The organism is Gibbsiella quercinecans, from assembly GCF_002291425.1.
In the GTDB taxonomy this organism is placed as follows: domain Bacteria; phylum Pseudomonadota; class Gammaproteobacteria; order Enterobacterales; family Enterobacteriaceae; genus Gibbsiella; species Gibbsiella quercinecans.
In genome coordinates, this window is record NZ_CP014136.1 from 3619973 (window position 1) to 3638324 (window position 18352).

General features: G+C 53.6%; 16 protein-coding genes. 11 read left to right on the forward strand and 5 right to left on the reverse strand.

The window, feature by feature from the left end; genetic code table 11:
• Positions 1-56: 56 nt before the first annotated feature.
• Positions 57-1106, forward strand: a complete 1050-nt coding sequence (locus tag ACN28Q_RS16720) for an alpha/beta hydrolase (RefSeq protein WP_165907096.1) — start codon at positions 57-59, stop codon at positions 1104-1106.
• A 171-nt stretch (positions 1107-1277) separates the two neighbouring features.
• On the opposite strand, the gene ACN28Q_RS16725 is transcribed toward ACN28Q_RS16720, so the two are convergent.
• Positions 1278-2480 (reverse strand): multidrug effflux MFS transporter, encoded by a 1203-nt coding sequence (locus ACN28Q_RS16725; RefSeq protein WP_095847371.1) that lies wholly within the window; start codon positions 2478-2480, stop codon positions 1278-1280.
• A gap of 148 nt (positions 2481-2628) precedes the next feature.
• Positions 2629-2766 carry a putative zinc ribbon protein gene (locus ACN28Q_RS25195; protein WP_461628984.1) on the reverse strand — a complete coding sequence of 46 codons (138 nt, stop codon included), beginning with the start codon at positions 2764-2766 and terminating at the stop codon, positions 2629-2631.
• Between the two features lie 31 nt (positions 2767-2797).
• On the opposite strand from ACN28Q_RS25195, the gene ACN28Q_RS16730 reads away from it, so the two are divergent.
• The 5 genes from ACN28Q_RS16730 (at position 2798) to mgtU (ending at position 8317) form a co-directional block, all read left to right on the forward strand.
• A complete protein-coding gene (locus tag ACN28Q_RS16730; protein ID WP_095847372.1) occupies positions 2798-3670 on the forward strand; it encodes a DUF6998 domain-containing protein in 873 nt (290 codons plus the stop codon).
• A gap of 852 nt (positions 3671-4522) precedes the next feature.
• The gene (locus tag ACN28Q_RS16735) at positions 4523-5218 is read left to right on the forward strand and encodes an MgtC family protein (RefSeq protein WP_095847373.1); all 696 of its coding nucleotides are present in this window, start codon (positions 4523-4525) and stop codon (positions 5216-5218) included.
• Positions 5219-5373: 155 nt separating this feature from the next.
• Positions 5374-8106 carry a magnesium-translocating P-type ATPase gene (gene mgtA / locus ACN28Q_RS16740; protein ID WP_095847374.1) on the forward strand — a complete coding sequence of 911 codons (2733 nt, stop codon included), beginning with the start codon at positions 5374-5376 and terminating at the stop codon, positions 8104-8106.
• A gap of 18 nt (positions 8107-8124) precedes the next feature.
• On the forward strand, positions 8125-8217 hold the full coding sequence (gene mgtR / locus ACN28Q_RS16745; RefSeq protein WP_095847375.1) for a protein MgtR: 93 nt from the start codon (positions 8125-8127) through the stop codon (positions 8215-8217).
• 13 nt (positions 8218-8230) lie between these two features.
• Positions 8231-8317 carry a magnesium transporter protection protein MgtU gene (mgtU, locus tag ACN28Q_RS16750; protein WP_252997359.1) on the forward strand — a complete coding sequence of 29 codons (87 nt, stop codon included), beginning with the start codon at positions 8231-8233 and terminating at the stop codon, positions 8315-8317.
• A 173-nt stretch (positions 8318-8490) separates the two neighbouring features.
• On the opposite strand, the gene ACN28Q_RS16755 is transcribed toward mgtU, so the two are convergent.
• On the reverse strand, positions 8491-9381 hold the full coding sequence (locus ACN28Q_RS16755) for a LysR family transcriptional regulator (RefSeq protein ID WP_095847376.1): 891 nt from the start codon (positions 9379-9381) through the stop codon (positions 8491-8493).
• Positions 9382-9486: 105 nt separating this feature from the next.
• Here ACN28Q_RS16755 and ACN28Q_RS16760 point away from each other — a divergent pair, with 105 nt between their 5' ends.
• Genes ACN28Q_RS16760 through ACN28Q_RS16780 form a run of 5 tightly spaced genes read left to right on the forward strand, consistent with a single transcriptional unit; the run spans position 9487 to position 13603 of the window.
• Positions 9487-10452, forward strand: a complete 966-nt coding sequence (locus ACN28Q_RS16760; protein ID WP_095847377.1) for an agmatinase — start codon at positions 9487-9489, stop codon at positions 10450-10452.
• Positions 10453-10470: 18 nt separating this feature from the next.
• The gene (locus ACN28Q_RS16765) at positions 10471-11211 is read left to right on the forward strand and encodes a transporter substrate-binding domain-containing protein (protein WP_095849069.1); all 741 of its coding nucleotides are present in this window, start codon (positions 10471-10473) and stop codon (positions 11209-11211) included.
• 15 nt (positions 11212-11226) lie between these two features.
• On the forward strand, positions 11227-11898 hold the full coding sequence (locus tag ACN28Q_RS16770; protein WP_095847378.1) for an amino acid ABC transporter permease: 672 nt from the start codon (positions 11227-11229) through the stop codon (positions 11896-11898).
• Positions 11895-12644: an amino acid ABC transporter ATP-binding protein gene (locus tag ACN28Q_RS16775; protein ID WP_095847379.1), complete on the forward strand. Its 750-nt coding sequence runs from the start codon at positions 11895-11897 to the stop codon at positions 12642-12644. Before ACN28Q_RS16770 ends, ACN28Q_RS16775 begins: the two co-directional genes overlap by 4 nt.
• A 14-nt stretch (positions 12645-12658) precedes the next feature.
• A complete protein-coding gene (locus ACN28Q_RS16780; RefSeq protein WP_095849070.1) occupies positions 12659-13603 on the forward strand; it encodes an agmatinase in 945 nt (314 codons plus the stop codon).
• Positions 13604-13820: 217 nt separating this feature from the next.
• On the opposite strand, the gene ACN28Q_RS16785 is transcribed toward ACN28Q_RS16780, so the two are convergent.
• On the reverse strand, positions 13821-15488 hold the full coding sequence (locus tag ACN28Q_RS16785) for an ABC transporter ATP-binding protein/permease (protein WP_095847380.1): 1668 nt from the start codon (positions 15486-15488) through the stop codon (positions 13821-13823).
• Complete coding sequence (locus ACN28Q_RS16790) at positions 15485-18271, reverse strand: M16 family metallopeptidase (RefSeq protein WP_095847381.1); 2787 nt, start codon at positions 18269-18271, stop codon at positions 15485-15487. Before ACN28Q_RS16790 ends, ACN28Q_RS16785 begins: the two co-directional genes overlap by 4 nt.
• Positions 18272-18352 lie beyond the last annotated feature (81 nt).

Below are 18352 nucleotides of genomic sequence, written 5' to 3' on the forward strand. Positions count from 1 at the left end.
TGCAAATTTAATTCCGCGAGCCTGCATTGCCAGGCTGAAACTCATCGGGAGAGAGCATGAAATTCAATCTATTAAGTGCAATACTGCTCACGGCAATGGCCGGAGTTACCTCAGTCAATGCGGCTGATTACAAAAAAAATCCATTTACACTCGTCTATGACGGCGCCATCACTGAGAACGTCAAAGGCAAGGTCAACATCCATCCGGTGAAATACGATCTGCATGGCATCCAGATTGCCGCGAATGTCTATACGCCAGCCAACTACGATCCCGCGAAAAAATACCCTGCAGTGGTGGTCGCGCATCCTAATGGCGGCGTAAAAGAGCAAGTCGCCGGGTTGTATGCTCAGCGTCTCGCCGAGCATGGCTATATCACTATTACCGCCGATGCAGCCTATCAGGGGGCCAGCGGCGGCATGCCTCGCAGCGTGGATAAATCCGCCAATCGCACCGAGGATATCCACGGCATGGCTGACTACATCAGCCAGTACCCAGGTGTTGATACCGCGCGTATCGGCTTGCTGGGCATCTGTGGCGGCGGTGGTTATTCATTAAAAGCCGCTCAGACTGATAAGCGTTTTAAGGCGCTGGCGACGTTGAGCATGTTTGACTCCGGCCGTGTGCGACGCAACGGTTACCAGGACTCACAGATTTCCACCATCCAGGAACGTCTGAAGCAGGCAAGCGATGCGCGTGCCAAAGAAGTCTCCACGGGGGAGGTCAGCTATTCCGGTGATGCCAACCTGACCGATGAACAAATCGCGAAACTGCCATTTGATTTGTACCGTCAGGGCTATGAGTATTACTGGAAAACGCATGCCCACCCGAATTCAACGTTCCGCTATACCACCAGCAGCCTGCTGGATTTAATGCGCTTTGATGCGCAAAGCAACATGGATCTTATCAATCAGCCGCTGTTAATGATGGCCGGTACCAAAGCGGATTCGCTTTACATGACTGAAAGTGCATTCAAGCTGGCCATCGGTACGAAGAATAAAGAGCTGTTCCTGATCGACGGCGCTACCCATATTGAGACTTACTGGGTTCCCAAATATGTTGACCAGGCAATGCAAAAATTAGACGTCTTTTTCGATAAGAATATTTAATCCTTATCCGGCAATACCCCCGGTCAGCCTGTCAGGCTGGCCATTTCATAAACTTGATGAGTGCTTATCCGCGCGTGCATCTAAGACTAACGAAGTCGGAGAGAAAGATAATTACGCACATTAAATAGCCGCTATGAATGAAATTCATAAAACCATAGGGGTATGTGGTAGTTATTTTTTTTCCTGAATGCCAAGCGCCATTAAAGCGCTGGCTGCCGTAAATACCGTAATAATCCAGCCCATTGTCCATGGTGTGCCATTACTAAATAGTGCCAGGAGTAATGAAGATATGATGCCGCTACCGTATTGCAACGCCCCCATCAGCGCCGATGCAGAGCCGGCAACATTAGATACTGCGTCTAATGCACAAGCCGTAGACGTTGCGGCGATGATGCCATTCATGGAGAAGAACACGAATACAGCCCCCACAATCACGGTGATCCCGCCAACATCCAATCCGGTTGTGATTGCAAGTACTATTGCGGCAAGGGTGGCGATGAATACAGCAATCTTAAGTAACGCTTCCAATGGATAGCGATGAACCAGGCGTCTGTTGACCATGCTCACTGCCATCAATCCAACAATGTTTACTGCAAATAGCCAACCGTAATGCTGCGGGTCAACGCCAAAGTACGTGATATAAACAAATGGAGAGCCAGTGATAAAGGCGTATGCCGCGACGTAGTAGAACGTCAGGCAAAGCGTAAAACGCATGTATTTGACGTTGGTCAGTAGTGCGTAATAGTTATGAAAAGCGCTCGTTACGGAAGCTTGTGAGCGCTTTTCTGCAGGTAATGTCTCCGGTAGCCAGAATAACGATATCAGCATTAATGTTCCGATAACCGCCAGTAGCCAGAAAATGGCATGCCACGAAGTGACTTTAATCATTTGCCCGCCGATCAGGGGGCCGGCAATCGGCGCGATGGCCATAATGATCATCAGAGTCGAAAGCATTTGCGCTGCACGAGTACGGCTAAACAGATCGCGGATCATTGCCCGCGCCAGCATCGGGCCGGTACAGGCACCTAACGCCTGAAAAACACGCCAGAAGATAATTTGTACAATATCTGTTGATAATGCGCAGCCCACCGAGCCGATGATGAATAGACCTAAACCGATAAACAGCGGCAGACGACGCCCATAACGATCGCTAATCGGTCCCCAAATCAGTTGTGCAATGCAAAAGCCGATAAGGAACCCTGTGATTGTCAGCTCAGCATCTCCCTGTAAATCCTTCGCCATGACGGGCATGGCGGGAAGATAGATATCGGTTGATAAGGAGGTAACAGCCATCAGTGCGCTGAGAATGAGCAGAAACGATAAACCGGTTTTTTTAGCTGTAGCCGACTGTGTACGTGCCTGTTGATTAAGCATGGTGATCCGTTGGACATGAAGAGATAGGGGTATGTTAACGGGTTTGTGCTTATTGATAATCACAGGCAGGAGGAATGGGACTATGAGTGATATTCATTAATCGAAAAGATAATTGCAGGTTTTGTGGAGTCAACGATAAGCAGTATTCTCATAGTGTTACCTCTTCCTGCATGTTGCTAAAGTCGCCAGTACAACATATCAGGCAATAGCGTTTACCGTGGTAATCGTTGCCGCAGCCGCTACAGTGCCAGTCAGTCCTGAGTATCTCGGGTTGAGCATCTGCCACGTAACGGCGCAACTTATGAAGGAGAGCAGATTTGAAAAATAATCATTTAATATCAGATGGTTTACTAACCTCGCTGGGGGATATTGAATTACTGTCGCTTCATTCCGAAATTTTAATAGAATTGCGTTCAAGAGGTGTTATACGCACCAAGAATAATCCTGTAGGTGACTATGCCGAATGGCTGGTTTCTAAAGCTCTAGGTATGACTCTTCTCAGTAATTCGTCGGCGGGTGCTGATGCCATTGATGCTGACGGCATGAAAGTGCAGATCAAAGCGAGGAGAGTTACGCCGGATAATCCTTCCCGGCAACTTAGTGCTTTGCGTAACTATGAGGCAGCCGACTTTGATTATTTAATCGCGGTTATTTTCGATGAAACTTACAACGTTCTTGATGGTTACAAAATCCCGCATGAAGTAATACGAAATTACGCGCGGCATAGTGATCACGTTAACGCACACATCATTAACCTCAAGGGCGCGATTCTTGCTGATCCTCGTGTTATTTCCATCAAAGAAAACTTGACTATCAGCAATTCAGTTTCAGTAAATGAAGTGTCTATCCAAACCTCTCAGTTCGAAACTATGGCGGGCGTTTTGAAGCAGCAAGAAAGGATAACAAGCCACGCTACGCTGGCTGAACTCCTCAAGGCTATCGGAATGGAGTGTTTCGTAAACTACTACCATCGTTTTGCCGATTCAAATTTATCAAGCGCTGACATCATGGAGCAAATGCACTCACGTGAGGGTTATACAGAGAAAAGTTGCCGGAGTCGTCTCAGTAAAGCGCGAAAAGTGATCAGGGATGGTTTAAGTATTGAAGCGCTGACGTTGATCGCTGACTCTGGGCGAATACAAGATTCTGTCAGAAATGATGCGCTTAAACTTATCAGTGTTCTTGAGTAAAACGGTTTGTAGGGAGTTGTAGTTCCTCCTACAAATCTCTCCTACAATGCATCAAGTTTTTTTAATAAATCCATGGGATTGCGAGATCTTTGGAGCGGGGTTGATTTCCCTTCGCCCGCTCCAAATCTGCATATTCCTAACTCTCCTGAATTCAATCATTCCTTGTAATATCAATGTTTTTTCATTGTTTAATGGTCAACAGAACACAATGTACTTCGACGTAGGTCAAGCCGATTGTGGGGGGGTGGCAGGTGGTTATCGAACTCGATCATCAAGCGGCTTATTGCCTCCATCACGCCTTCAGCGGCATCGTCCATTTTTGTGGCGCCGCCTGGATCGTTAGCCACACCACCTTTAACCCCTTGTTGACACGGGGGGTGTACTGGCGGTCACATTATGCTTCTTGCTTATCAATACGCTCATAAGGCTCTGCCTTGATACGCTGAGTGACGTCCGGTGTTTCACAGGCGGCTATATCAAATAATCAGTCAAGACCGATAATTCTAAACAAATCGTCACTGAAGCGAGATTTTAACTTTACTCAAATAATTGAATGGCTATAATGAGCTCAAATTCAAAAAGGAGAAATGTGTTGGACAGTCACCCTTACTTAAATATCAAGGCAAGCTGACGCTATTTCCCCTGCGCTGCTTGCCAAAACGGCGGGTAGCGATCTCCTTATACAGACGATTGCATCCCATAAATATAAACACAGCATAGCTGTGAGGATAATCGTCATGTTCATGTTTAAAAATACATTATTCCCTCCGCCTTCAACACGACGTTAATCGCCTCTCCGGTGACAATTTGTCGTGTGCTTAATAAAGCACGTACTTAATTCTTCCAGCAAAAATGGAGGAACGTATGTTGATGTATCCTTATATCGTAAACTTACTCGCAGCGATGTTATTGGGTGCGCTGATTGGCGCCGAAAGGCAATGGCGCCAGCGTATGGCTGGTCTACGCACTAATGCGTTGGTCGCAACCGGCGCAGCGGTTTTTATTCTGAGTTCAATTTCAACATCGCCGGATAGTTCGGGGCGTATTGCGGCGCAGGTAGTCTCAGGAATTGGCTTCCTTGGCGCGGGCGTCATCATGCGTGAAGGCATGAACGTACGCGGCTTGAATACCGCCGCCACGCTGTGGTGCTCTGCGGCGATTGGCGTGCTGTGCGGGTTGGGCCAGTTCTGGCAAGCGGCGGCGGCGACGCTGATAATCTTATGCGCTAATATTTTGCTGCGCGAAGCGGCACAGCGTATTAATCAGATCCCCTGTGCGTCAGAAGAAGAGAAGTGCTATGTCCTGAATATCATCTGTAATAGCGAACATGAAAACGCAATTCGTCAGTTATTACTAAATATCAGCAAAGAGATGGCGCTCGGCTTGCAGGGGCTGGCCTCAATTGCAGCGAAAGAACAAGGGCATAAAGAAATCCGCATCGAGCTGGTCGGCAATGCCGATTTTCGCAAGGCTCGAGACCTTATTATGGCAAAAATTGGCGGTCACGAAAATATTACATCAGTCCGCTGGTGCGTCGAGGGGAGTTAATCTCCTTGATATTCTACTATTGGAATGCGTTACATAAGGAGGGAATTATGGATGTTCCCAGGCAATTAAAGATATAAACGCTTAATAGCGTAAAGATAAATTATGCATAAATATTTTATGCAGGAATAACGACGTCTTTAATTTGAGGATAAATCATGACTGACATGAAAATAGAACACCGGAAAGTAAACCGGCCTGCGTCAGAAAATGATAAACAGCATAAAAAAAGCTTCGCCATTGAAACTGAGGCTTTTAACAGCCCAGACCATACGCTGGCGCGGCTAAACAGCAGTCGCCAGGGGCTAACAACTGAGGATGCGCTTGAACGGCTGGAGGAATATGGCCGTAATGAAGTGGCGCATGAGCAGGCTCCCCCCGCGCTAATCCAACTTTTGCAGGCATTCAATAACCCGTTTATTTATGTCCTGATGGCGCTAGCTACCGTTAGCTTCGTTACCGATTACTGGCTACCGCTGCGTAACGGTGAAGAGACCGATCTGACAGGGATTATCATCATTGTGACGATGGTCAGCTTGAGCGGGTTATTGCGTTTCTGGCAGGAATTTCGTACCAACAAAGCGGCGCATGCGTTGAAATCAATGGTCCGCACCACGGCGACGGTGCTGCGGCGCGGCCCCGGCGATGTCGGCCCGGTGCAGGAAGAAATTGCGATTGAAGCGCTGGTGCCAGGGGACATCATCTTCCTGGCGGCGGGCGACCTGGTTCCGGCGGACGTTCGCTTGCTGGAGTCCCGGGACCTGTTTGTCAGCCAGTCGATACTCAGCGGAGAGTCACTGCCGGTTGAAAAGTATGACGTGATGGCCAGCGTTTCCGGCAAAGGCAGCGACCGGCTTCCTGAGCCAAACAAGAGCAATAGCCTGCTTGAGATGGGCAATATCTGCCTGATGGGAACCAACGTGACCAGCGGCAGGGCGCAGGCGGTGGTCGTGGCTACCGGAAACCGCACCTGGTTTGGCTCGCTGGCGAAGTCGATCGTTGGCTCGCGTACCCAGACGGCGTTCGATCGCGGGGTGAACAGCGTTAGCTGGCTGTTGATTCGTTTTATGCTGGTGATGGTACCGATTGTGCTGCTGATTAACGGCTTCAGCAAAGGCGACTGGGTAGAGGCATCGTTGTTTGCCCTGGCGGTAGCGGTTGGCCTGACGCCGGAGATGCTGCCGATGATCGTCAGCTCAAACTTGGCTAAAGGCGCTATCGCGATGTCCCGGCGCAAAGTGATCGTCAAACGCCTGAATGCGATTCAGAACTTTGGCGCCATGGACGTGTTGTGTACCGATAAAACCGGCACGCTGACTCAGGACAATATCATTCTTGAGCATCATCTGGACGTGAGCGGTACCGAGAGCGACCGGGTGCTGACGCTGGCATGGCTCAACAGCAGCAGCCAGAGTGGGGCGCGCAACCTGATGGATAGAGCGGTGCTGCGTTTTGGCGAGGGGCGGATTGCAGCATCGACGAAAGAGCGCTTTGTGAAGCTTGATGAACTGCCGTTCGACTTTGTGCGCCGTCGGGTGTCGGTCTCCGTGGAAGATGTACGCCACGGCGATAAGAGCCTGATCTGCAAGGGCGCAGTCGAAGAGATGCTGATGGTGGCGACCCACCTGCGCGAAGGCGACAACGTGGTCGCGCTGGATGAAACCCGCCGCGATCAGCTGTTAGCTAAAACCGAGGACTATAACGCTCAGGGTTTCCGCGTACTGCTGGTGGCGAGCCGCAAACTGGATGACTCAGCCTTGATAACCCCGCTCAGCACCGCCGACGAGCAGGGTCTGACGGTCGAAGGGATGCTGACCTTCCTTGATCCGCCGAAAGAGAGCGCCGGAAAAGCGATTACTGCGCTACGCGATAACGGCGTGGCGGTGAAAGTCCTGACTGGCGATAACCCGGTGGTTACGGCACGCATTTGCCTTGAAGTGGGCATTGATGCCCACGGCATCCTGACCGGGGCGCAGATTGAAGCGATGTCGGATCGCGAACTGGAGCGCGAAGTGGAAACACGTTCGGTGTTCGCTAAGCTGACGCCGCTACAGAAGTCACGCATTTTGAAAACGTTGCAGAAAAATGGTCATACCGTCGGCTTCCTCGGCGATGGCATCAACGATGCCCCGGCGTTGCGCGACGCGGACGTGGGGATATCGGTTGACAGCGCGGCGGATATCGCCAAAGAGGCATCCGATATCATCCTACTGGAAAAGGATCTGATGGTGCTGGAAGAGGGGGTGATCAAAGGACGTGAGACCTTCGGCAATATCATTAAGTACCTGAACATGACCGCCAGCTCTAACTTCGGCAACGTCTTTTCGGTGCTGGTGGCCAGCGCGTTTATTCCGTTCCTGCCGATGCTGGCGATCCATCTGCTGATCCAGAACCTGATGTACGATCTCTCTCAGCTCTCGTTGCCGTGGGATAAGATGGACAAAGAGTTTCTGCGCAAACCGCGCAAGTGGGATGCCAAAAACATCGGCCGCTTTATGCTGTGGATTGGCCCCACGTCGTCCATTTTTGATATCACCACCTTCGCGCTGATGTGGTACGTGTTTGCGGCGAATAACGTCGAAGCGCAGGCGCTGTTCCAGTCCGGGTGGTTTATTGAAGGGCTGCTGTCGCAGACGCTGGTGGTGCATATGCTGAGAACGCAGAAAATTCCGTTTATCCAGAGCTGTGCGACGCTGCCGGTATTGCTCACCACTGTGCTGATTATGGCGATAGGGATCTACATTCCGTTCTCGCCGCTGGGAGCGGTGGTCGGGCTGGAGCCGTTGCCGCTGAGCTACTTCCCGTGGCTGGTTGCGACGCTGCTCAGTTACTGCCTGGTGGCGCAGGGAATGAAGCGTTTCTATATCAAACGTTTCGGCCAGTGGTTCTGATGATAAGGAGGCGCAGAGATGAATCGTTCTCCGGACACCATCATCGCGCTGATATTTTTCCTGATGGGGTTGCTGGTGCTGCTGTGGGCTATCTGGCAAATCCTGTGCTGAAAAGGGGGGCTCGATGCGTAAAGGATCGCTGGATAACGTCTTTATTCAGGTGGTGATTATTGCGGCCATCATTATTCTACTGACTATCTGGATAAGATAAGAGGAGCCCGGGCCTGTGGCCCGGGATTTCAAGTCGTGATGTGATGGGTATCCCTCCCGCGGGAGCCTGTACCGCATTCCGTGTAAATGCCTTTTTTCCGTAGTGGCCGTCCTGGCGGTCAACGAACTGGGTAATAAAGCGGCATACCCCCACGTTGGCGCCGCCGTAAGCGGCTATGCCTTATTGCCTTGCCGGCGGTGAGCGGCCAGCAGCAGTTTCAGCATGGTTTCGGCGGCGGGCGATAAAGGGCGCGAGCCATGGGTGACTGCGTAATGCTTCACTTCCCAACGCGGCGTGCCCGGCACTTCCTGCAAGGGTAGCTCAGGGCGCAGCCGTTCAGCATAGTGGGTTGGCAGAATGCCGACATATTGCCCGGTGGCAATCAGCATCGCTACGGCCTCAATCCCATTCGCTTCCGGGCCACGCCGGTAACCCAGGCGGGCAATGCTCTCTTCAACAAAAGCCTGCTGACGACGGAAAACCACAGGGCGTTTTTCACCCGGCAATTCGGAAGCGATGAAATAAAGTTGATGGCTTTCACTGTACAACTCAATATAACGTAAAGATATGACCTTCTGGTGCTCCATAATACCTTTAACCGCAATATCCAGCTTGCGGTCGAGCAATGCCTGAATAAGCTGCGGTGCCGTTAGCGTATGCAACGATAAATTTACCAGCGGTGCCATATGGTGTAATTCTTTTAATGCCAGATGTAAAAAACTGCCGGGATTACCGATAGTATTATCAGAAAAACCTATGGATAAATCACCGGAGATAATTTCACGGCTGGCATCTATAGCCGGGAAAATACGATCGAGTGCATCCAGCGCTTCTTGGGCGTAAACCAGCGCGGCCTTACCCGCTTCGGTGAGCTCGAATCCTTGCGGGCCGCGGCTACAGAGTTTGGCCCCCAGCGTTTCCTCAACGGATTTAATCTGCCGGCTGATGGTGGTTTTCGTCATGTTCAGTTTATTTTCCGCCGCGGAAAAACCGCCGGCCTGCGCCGCCACGCAAAATATTCGCAGCGCTCTTAAATCACGTTCATTCAGTACTCGGGGCTTCATGGTTGTTTTTCCTGCAACGATGATTGCATAAAAAGTCTATTTTCCGTATGGGCGAGCATTAATACAATCGCCGATAACACTTTTGCCACACCAGGGAAATATACCATGTCAGAAATATTGACTGTTGCACCAAAAACAAATCATAAATCTCTGTTATTTTCTGAATTAGCGTTGGATCTGGATAATCTGCAGGCGCATTTTGCCGTATTAGGTATGCCATATGGCGCGGCTTATACCCCGCAGGACTACAACAATGATCAAACCAATGCGCCAACGGCGATCCGCCAGGCCTCCGATCGGGTGATCCGTAGCCCGGAACGTTATGATTTTGATATTGATGGCCCACTATTACAGGGGCGGAAGGATGTGCGCTTTGTCGATTGTGGTGATGTGCCTGCCGATCTGAACGAACCGCGTGGCCATTTTAAGCGCGCCGAGCTGGCAACGCGCAAAATCCTGGCGGCGGGTGGCATTCCTATCGTGCTGGGCGGCGATCACGGTATTACTAACCCCATTCTGCGCGCTTTTGACGAGCAGGGGCCCATCACTATTGTTCACCTGGATGCGCATCTTGACTGGCGCGACGAGGTGAACGGCGTTAAGGACGGGCTCTCCAGCCCGATGCGCCGGGCTTCAGAGCTGCCGTATGTGAAACAGATTATTCAGATCGGCATGCGAGCATCGGGCAGTGCGCGCCAGGAAGAGGCAGACTATGCGCGGCAATGGGGCGCTGAAATCATTACCGCTTATGAATTACATGATATCGGTATGGATGCGGTACTGGCGCGGATCCCTGATGGGGGGCGTTATTACCTGACTATCGATGCCGATGGCCTCGATCCCTCCTGTATGCCGGCCGTGGCCGGGCCGGCGCCCGGTGGCGTTACCTTCGTTCAGGCACGGAAATTGATACATGGGCTGGTGAAGAAAGGACGCGTGGTCGGAATGGACTTCGTGGAAATCCAGCCAGCAAAAGATATTCACCAACACTCCTGCATGATCGCTGGCCGTTTGATCCTCAATTTCATCGGGGCTGCGATCCGCGCTGGCTATTGTGATACCGCTCGTTAATTAACCGGGGAAATGCTGATGAAACTGAAAACATTACTGATCACGCTTTGTATGCCAGCGATCCTGTATTTCGGCAGCAGTATGGCCGCAGAGCCGATACGTGTCGCCATCGATCCTACCTTCCCGCCGATGGAATACATGCAGCAGGGGAAACGCGTCGGCTTTGATATCGATCTGGCCGAAGCGCTGGCGGAAAAACTGGGCCGCCCGCTAGAATATACCGATATGGATTTTAAAGCGATGGTGCCTTCGGTGCTGGCCGGCCGTTCCGACATTATCTTATCGGCGATTTATATTACGGATGACCGCAAAAAAGTCGTCGACTTTACCGAACCTTATTTTTCCGCCGGTTTGGTCATTTTAGTCAATAAAGACAACACCAGCATTAAAGGCCCGGCCGATCTTGCCGGCAAACGGGTAGCGGTTCAGGTAGGCACCAAATCGGTGAGCGTGTTGAATCGCGAGTACCCGACGGCGAAGTTGATCGAGGTAGAAAAGAATGAGGAGATGTTCAACTCACTGACTTCCGGCCGGGCAGATGCAGTGGTTACCGGCAAGCCGGCTGCGCTGTTGTTTGCGAAAGCGCGCGGCACCAGCAAAGTGTTGGCGGAACCTGTCACGCATGAAGATTATGGCATTGCCGTCAGCAAACGTGAACCTGAGTTGCGTGCGGCGCTGAATAAAGCACTGGAACAAATTCGCGCAGACGGTAGTTGGCAGCGTATTTACGATAAGTGGTTTGGCGCCGCCGGTAACTAAGGGAGCATCGCGAATATGCTCACTTTTGATTTTTCACCCGCTCTGGCAGGCTGGCGAGAGTTGCTCGCAGGCGCACTAGTGACGATAGAAGTGACGCTATGCGCCATGCTGTTGAGCTGTATCCTCGGCACGCTGATCGGCCTGGCGCGCGTTAATCCCGCGCGTAAAGCCTTGTGGCTGGCCGGTAACACCTATGTAGTGTTGGTCCGCGGCACGCCGCTGCTGGTGCAACTGTTTATCCTCTATTTCGGCCTGCCTTACTTCGGCATTGTGATCCCGGCCTTCGTTTGCGGGGTGATTGGCATGGGCTGTTACTCTGCAGCCTATGTGTCTGAACTGGTGCGCGGCGCCATTTTGTCTATCGATCGCGGCCAGATGGAGGCGGGGCGTTCGATGGGGATGTCATCCGGGCAGGCGATGCGTTGGGTCATTATGCCGCAAGCGCTGGTGCGGATGGTGCCGCCGATGGCGAACGAGTTTATCGCGCTGACCAAAAATTCGGCCCTGGTGTCATTGGTGACCATTCACGATGTGATGCATGAGGGGCAGAAGATTATCAGCGTGTCTTACCGCTCGCTGGAGGTCTATATCGTGATTGCCTTTATCTATCTGATATTGACCAGCGCCACGATGCTGGCGTTACGGCAACTGGAGCGCAAGCTGCGCGCCGGGGGGATGGTGCAATGAGCCAGGGTATTATTCAGGTTAGCGATCTGCACAAATCCTTCGGCGCCAACCGCATTCTTAACGGCATCAGCCTTGAGGTGAAACGCGGTGAGGTGGTGGTGATTATCGGGCCGAGTGGCTCCGGGAAAAGCACTTTTTTGCGCTGTTGTAATGGCCTTGAACAGGCGGAGAGCGGCTCGATTCGTATCTGCGGCGAGCGGTTGCTGGAGAAGGGCATCATGCTGGAGGATATGCGGCTGAATGCGTTACGGACGCATGTGGGCATGGTATTCCAGTCGTTTAATTTATTTCCCCACCTGACGATTTTACAAAACGTGGCTATCGGCCCACGCAAAATTTTGCAGCAGCCAAAAGCGCACGCCGAGCAGTTGGCGATGCAACTGTTGGATAAAGTTGGTTTGGGGCATAAAGCGGATGCGATGCCGGCCAGCCTTTCCGGTGGGCAGAAGCAGCGCGTCGCCATCGCGCGTGCGCTGGCGTTGCAGCCAGAGGTGATGCTGTTTGATGAACCTACCTCCGCGCTGGATCCGGAGCTGGTTGATGAAGTGTTGGCGGTCATGAAGCAGTTAGCGCGAGAAGGGATGACCATGCTGGTGGTGACTCACGAGATGAGCTTCGCCAGAGAGATGGCGGATACGCTGGTGGTGATGGAGGAAGGGCGCATTGTGGAAGCGGGGCCGGCCGCGGCGATTTTCGCTCGCCCGGCGCACGCCAGAACGCAGGCATTGCTTAAAAAAATCAGTTGAGGGTGCGCCATAAGATGACCAATATGCGTGGGATCGATCGGGTTAACCGTGCCTTTACCGGAATCGCCACCTTTCTGCGCGCCAATTACTGCGATGATCTTACGCAGCTACAGGCGCAGATGGCGGTATTTGGCGTACCGCTGGATGAAGCTTCGCCTTTTATGCCGGGATCGCGCATGGCACCGCGCAGTATCCGCGAACATTCGATGCGGTTTTCCCCCAGCGGCTTTTACGATATCGCCAGCCAGCAACATTTTCTCGCTAATGAAATTACCAGCGGCAAAATTCAGGATGTGGGGGATGTGGATATTTTGCCCACCAATCTGCAGCAAACTCTGGAAAATATCTCGCAGATGACTCGCCAGCTACGGCGTAAAGGGGTGATACCGGTGGCGATAGGCGGGGATCATTCCGTCTCGTACCCGTTGATTCGCGGTATTGAAGAACCGATACATGTGATTCAGTTTGACGCACATCTGGATTTTGCGCCGGTACAAAACCAGATGCACTACACCAATGGTCAGCCTTTCCGCCATATTGCAGCTCTGCCGCAGGTGAAAAGCCTGACTCAGGTCGGTATCCGCAGCCTGCGCGTGCGCCCTGAAGAAGTCGCCGATGCTCGTGCTCAAGGCAGCCGCATCGTTCCCATTAATGATTTCCGTAAAAGCAGCCCGCAACAGATCGCGTCATTATTACCCGCCGGTGAGAAATGCTACGTCAGCATTGATATCGACGTGCTGGATATGGCGCTGGTACCCGGCTGCGTTTCCGCCGAGCCTGACGGCATGAACTATGCACAGTTACGCAACACGTTGTGCGCGCTGGCGGAGCGGATGGAGATTATTGGTTTTGACCTGGTCGAGGTTAACCCGTTGCTGGATGTTGGTACGGGTATGACTTCCTATCTGGCGGCCCATACGATGGTGGAGTTTATCGGCCATATTTTTGCTCACCGTTGAGGTAGCCACCCGCCGTCAAAAAGCGGGTTGACGATGCGGGCCAGCAACTCCGTGTTCCAACGTGATGGCAGCCAGGCAAAATCTTCCGGGCTCCTTTCCCCCAGCCGCTGTTGCCCCCATAAAAGTGGGGCAGCGGGGCGCTGCACTCAAAGCGCCGCATCCCCTCATTATGCGGCGCTCTTTTACTGCTATTGCTAAGAAGAACCGGCGTTTCCCTTTATGCGGGATAAAATACGTTCAGATCGCAATGCCGAGGGAAAAATTCATTTAGTTCGTCCTGATGGGTAATAGCGATGACCGTACAGCCGGGTAGCGCCGTTTTTATCAGCGTCAGCATCGCGGCGGCGGCGGCCGGATCGAGATTGCTGGTGGCTTCGTCAAGATACAGCGTATCAGGCTGGACGATCAGCGCGCGTGCGAACGCCAGCCGCTGGCGCTCCCCGCCGGAGAATACCCGATCCCAGTTGAGCTGTTCGTCAAGTTTGTCGCACCATGCCGCTAAACCGGTGGCGCCCAACACCTGCCGCAACCGTTCGCGATCCGCAATCGGCGGTTCAGGGTAGCACAACAGCTCAGCTAACGTTCCTTGCCCAAGATAGCTTTGCTGCGGCAACAGCAGGCTCTTGCCGCTCAGCGCCTGCCAGTGCCCCTGATAATAAGGCCACAGCCCATTCAGCGTGCGCAATAACGTCGACTTGCCTAACCCGCTACGGCCGGAAAGCCGGCACCAATCGCCGGGCGCGCAGTTGAACGCCACATCTTGCAGCAAGGGTTGCCCCTGTGGCGTGGTGAACGACAGCCCCTCGACGCTGAGTCTGTCACTCTGCTGAACCGGCGCATCGTCGGACTGATGGCGCAGGATCTCCTGCTGAAACTGGCTGAGGCGCTCCATGCTGGCGGACAGCTGGACCAGAGAATAGTAAAAGTTGATAAACCAGCTCAACGCGCCATGCACCTGGCCGAACGCGCTGCGAATTTGCATCAGCCCGCCCAGCGTCACGGTTTTACTGAGAAACGCCGGCAGTGCGGCGAACACCGGTACAATCAGGCTGACCCGGGTGTAACCGGTGGTAAACAATCCCAGATCGCGCTCGCCGTTCATCACCCGCCGCCAGTTGGCCGTAATGGCGGAAAACGCGTGCCGCAGCTGATTTTTTTCCTGCTGTTCGCCGCCATACAGCGCAATCTGTTCGGCATTATCATGCTTGCGCAGCAGTGCGGCGCGGAAATCCGCCTCAACGCGCTGTTGATGATAATTAATGCCGTGCAGTTTCTTGCCGATCGTATGGGTGATCACGCTGCCCAACAGGTTATAGATCAGCACCACCCAGACCAGGTAGCCGTGCAGGACTATCTCATAGCCCCACAGGGAGAAACGCTGAACGCCGGAAAGCTGCCATAAAATAACAATAAAGGAAAACAGCTGGACGAAGGTCACGAGAAACGAGATCGTCAGGCGCACGCTTTTCGTAACGAACAGATCGATATCCTGCGCGATGCGCTGGTCGGGGTTATCCATTTGGCCGCTGAGCGACAAACGATAGAACGCGCGCTGCGCCAGCCAGCCGTTGATAAAACGTTCGGTCAGGAAGGTGCGCCAGCGAATAATCAGCAGCTTGGTAAACCACTCCTGATACACGAAAACGCCGATATAAATCAAAATGTAGACGCAATACTCTTTCACCAGTTCATACAATGCCCCGCGGTTAAACGCGCCCAGAGCATCGTAAAAGGCCTTGCTCCACGCATTAATCAGAACGTTGAGATAGACGATAGACATCCCCATGCCGATGCAAATCAGCAGGAATAGCCATGCCTGCCAGTGATGTGCCTTGCCCCAGAAGGGGCGGCAGAGAGCCAACATTTGTGCCGCCAGCTTTCTCATGGCCGTGCCTCCTGTGGCAAGGTGATGAACAGCACCCGATTGTCTGGATTCAATAAACGGGCGGCCATGGCCCGCACGCTTTCCAGGGTGATCGCCTCTGCCAGTTGGGTTTGTTCGCTCAGATAGCGCGGGTCGTTATATTGCTGATAGCTCAGTATCAGGCGGCGCTGCTGAGTGGCGACATCCTGCTGCCGCTGCTGTTCGGCGCGAAGGAATTGCTGTTTTTGTTCATCAATATCCTGGCGGGTGATTTTTTGCGGTAGCGTAGCGAAAGCCTGCTCCGCGCGCAGCCATAGCTCCTGTGCTCTGTGCGGCGCGCTGGTGAAGCTCACTTCGGTCTCAATACGCCGTTTGCTGTTTTCCAGATGGCTATTCAAGCGCATACGATAGATGCCGAGTGCGTCATCCCGTAGGCTGCTTTTCAGGTACTTGTCGGCCAGTTTGGCCGCGATACTCACCTGCACCGCGGCTTGCGGCGTCCAGTCGATAGGGGTAAAGCTCCAGGCAAGCACATCGGCACGTGGCTCAATGCTGATGGCCGAGGTCGCCTCCCGCCGGCCGGCCAGCGCCAACTGCGGCCGAATATCGCCAAGCGCCTTATTGCGTGGGATCGTCGCCAGATAACGCTCGGCCAGCGGCAACAGTTGTTCTGCGGGCATATCCGCCAGCAGATAGTAGGTGACCGGGGCCGAGGCGGCTTTGCGCCACTGCGCAAGCAGTTCGGGAGCGGTGATCTGTTTTAGCTGTGACAATTGAGCCGCTTGATAAGCGGGCTGGCCAAAGCGTAGCGCCGTAATCTGGCGCGTGCGGCTCTCCATCACCGATTGCTGGTTGTTAGCCTGCTGGCGGATCAACCGCGCCATACTTTCTTTCATGACGTCAGGATCAATACCGGGTGCACGCTGTAGCGCGTAATAAAGCCCGAACAGATTGGGCAGTTGCTCCCTGGGGGCCTGCCCGTTGAACAGGAGCTGTTCAGCCGTCTGATCGGTATTCATCGATAGCGAATGCGCTTGCTTCCAACGGCTTAAATCTTCACCGCGCCAGCCAACGGGCCCGCTCAGCCCGACCAACTGCCTGGCCAACTGCGCTTGCCATGGGTTGAGCCCCTCGGCTAAAAAGCCTGCCTGGCTCTGTGCGGAAAAATAAACCGTATTGCCCGCCAGCGGCGTGCGCAGCCAGACTACGCGATCGCCATTGCTGAGTGACCACTGTTCGACGCTTTGTTCAGGGAAACTTTTCTGCGCCGTTCGTTGGCCGCGTTGCGTAACGGGCGGCAGCGTAACCGGCGCGGCCGTATCTTGCTGGCGTGGTGCAATAGGCGCTGCCAGCGGCGCGGTTGCCCACTGGGTTTGCCGTTGCCGCACGGCGGCGGGTGCCGGCGGTGTAAACGGGGCGGCGCCCGGCACGCTGAACTGCACGAGCGTATCCGTTTCGGCCAGCCAATGCTGCAGATGTTGATTAACATCCTGGGCGGTAATCGTGTTCAGAATCGCCAGTGCTTCCCGGCCGCGTTGCTGGCTGCCGTTATAGCTGCGCCCCTGTAGCCATTCCACCGCGATTTTCTGCACCCAACCGGCGAAATCCTCTAGCTCCGGCTGGCTCGCCATCCGCTGAGCGACTTCGCGAATATCCGACTGTACCGCCGCAATATCCTGCGCGTTTAATGAGTAACGCCGGATCCTTTCGATTTCCCGCAGTAGCACGGAGAGTGCGGCGTGGTGGCCATCCGGCATCACATCGGTAAAAAATCCCAGTGCGGCGGTGGCCCTGCCGATATCCGATTTGCGCACCACCAGGCTGATGACTTCCGGCGGCAGTTCCGCTTTTTGCCGACGAACCTGCCGGCTCAATGCGCTGAGAGCGATCTGATTGAGCAGGCGATAACGCATATTCGCCTGGCTTGTCAGGCCCTCATCATGGAAGCGATACACCCATGACACCTGACTGACGCCGCTCTGGCTATCCTGTAAACGCACCACCTTAAGCTGTGGCGCCAGATGCGGCTCATAATAGCTGCGTGCTGGCACAGTGCCAGCCGGCAGTGTGGCAAAATAGCGTTTAATCACGCGCTCGGCCTCGGCGGGCTGGATATCGCCGATCAGCAACAGCCGCATATTCGCCGGATGGTACCAGCGCTGATAAAACGCGCGTAACACACTGGCGGGCGTTTCATTGATCGCCCGTTCAGTGCCGAGCACCGGCCGCAAGGGATAACGCGAATCATGGCGGATAGCCTCTACGCGCTGCTGATTCATGCGCTCCGCCACGCCCAATTTTCCGCGCCATTCTTCGAGGATAATCTGGCGTTCATTTTCCCAATCACGTGGTAGAAAATGGGCGTGACCGGCCATCTGACTCAGCGCCTGCAGCGCCAGGTCAAGCTCGCGTTTACCGGCCGGCGGGCTCATCATGTACAGCGTACGCTCATAGTTGGTCATGGCATTATAGTGCCGCGCACGTACCCAGCCCTGCTGACTGAGCGCGTGGCTGACGCCTTGCGCAAATGCATCGCTGGTATGGAATACCATATGCTCGACCATATGCGCCACGCCGGATTCATTATCCTGTTCATCAATCGAACCGACATCGACGCTCAAACGAATATCGATGCGGTTTTGCTGCCCTGCCAGCGGCACCAGGGTATATTTCAGCCTGTTGGCCAATACGCCTTCTGTTATTTTCGGCAGCGGGCTTTGCGCCGTATCGGCGGCCTGGCTGCCGATGCCGAACGCCAACAGGCCGACGGCGAGCGCCAACCGGTAATATCTCTTCCAGTTCATAACGACCTTTAATGCGATTGCTCTTTCATATTGCGGCGCGCTTTCCGCTGGCGGAAAGCGCGTTCAAAAACGATTCAGGCC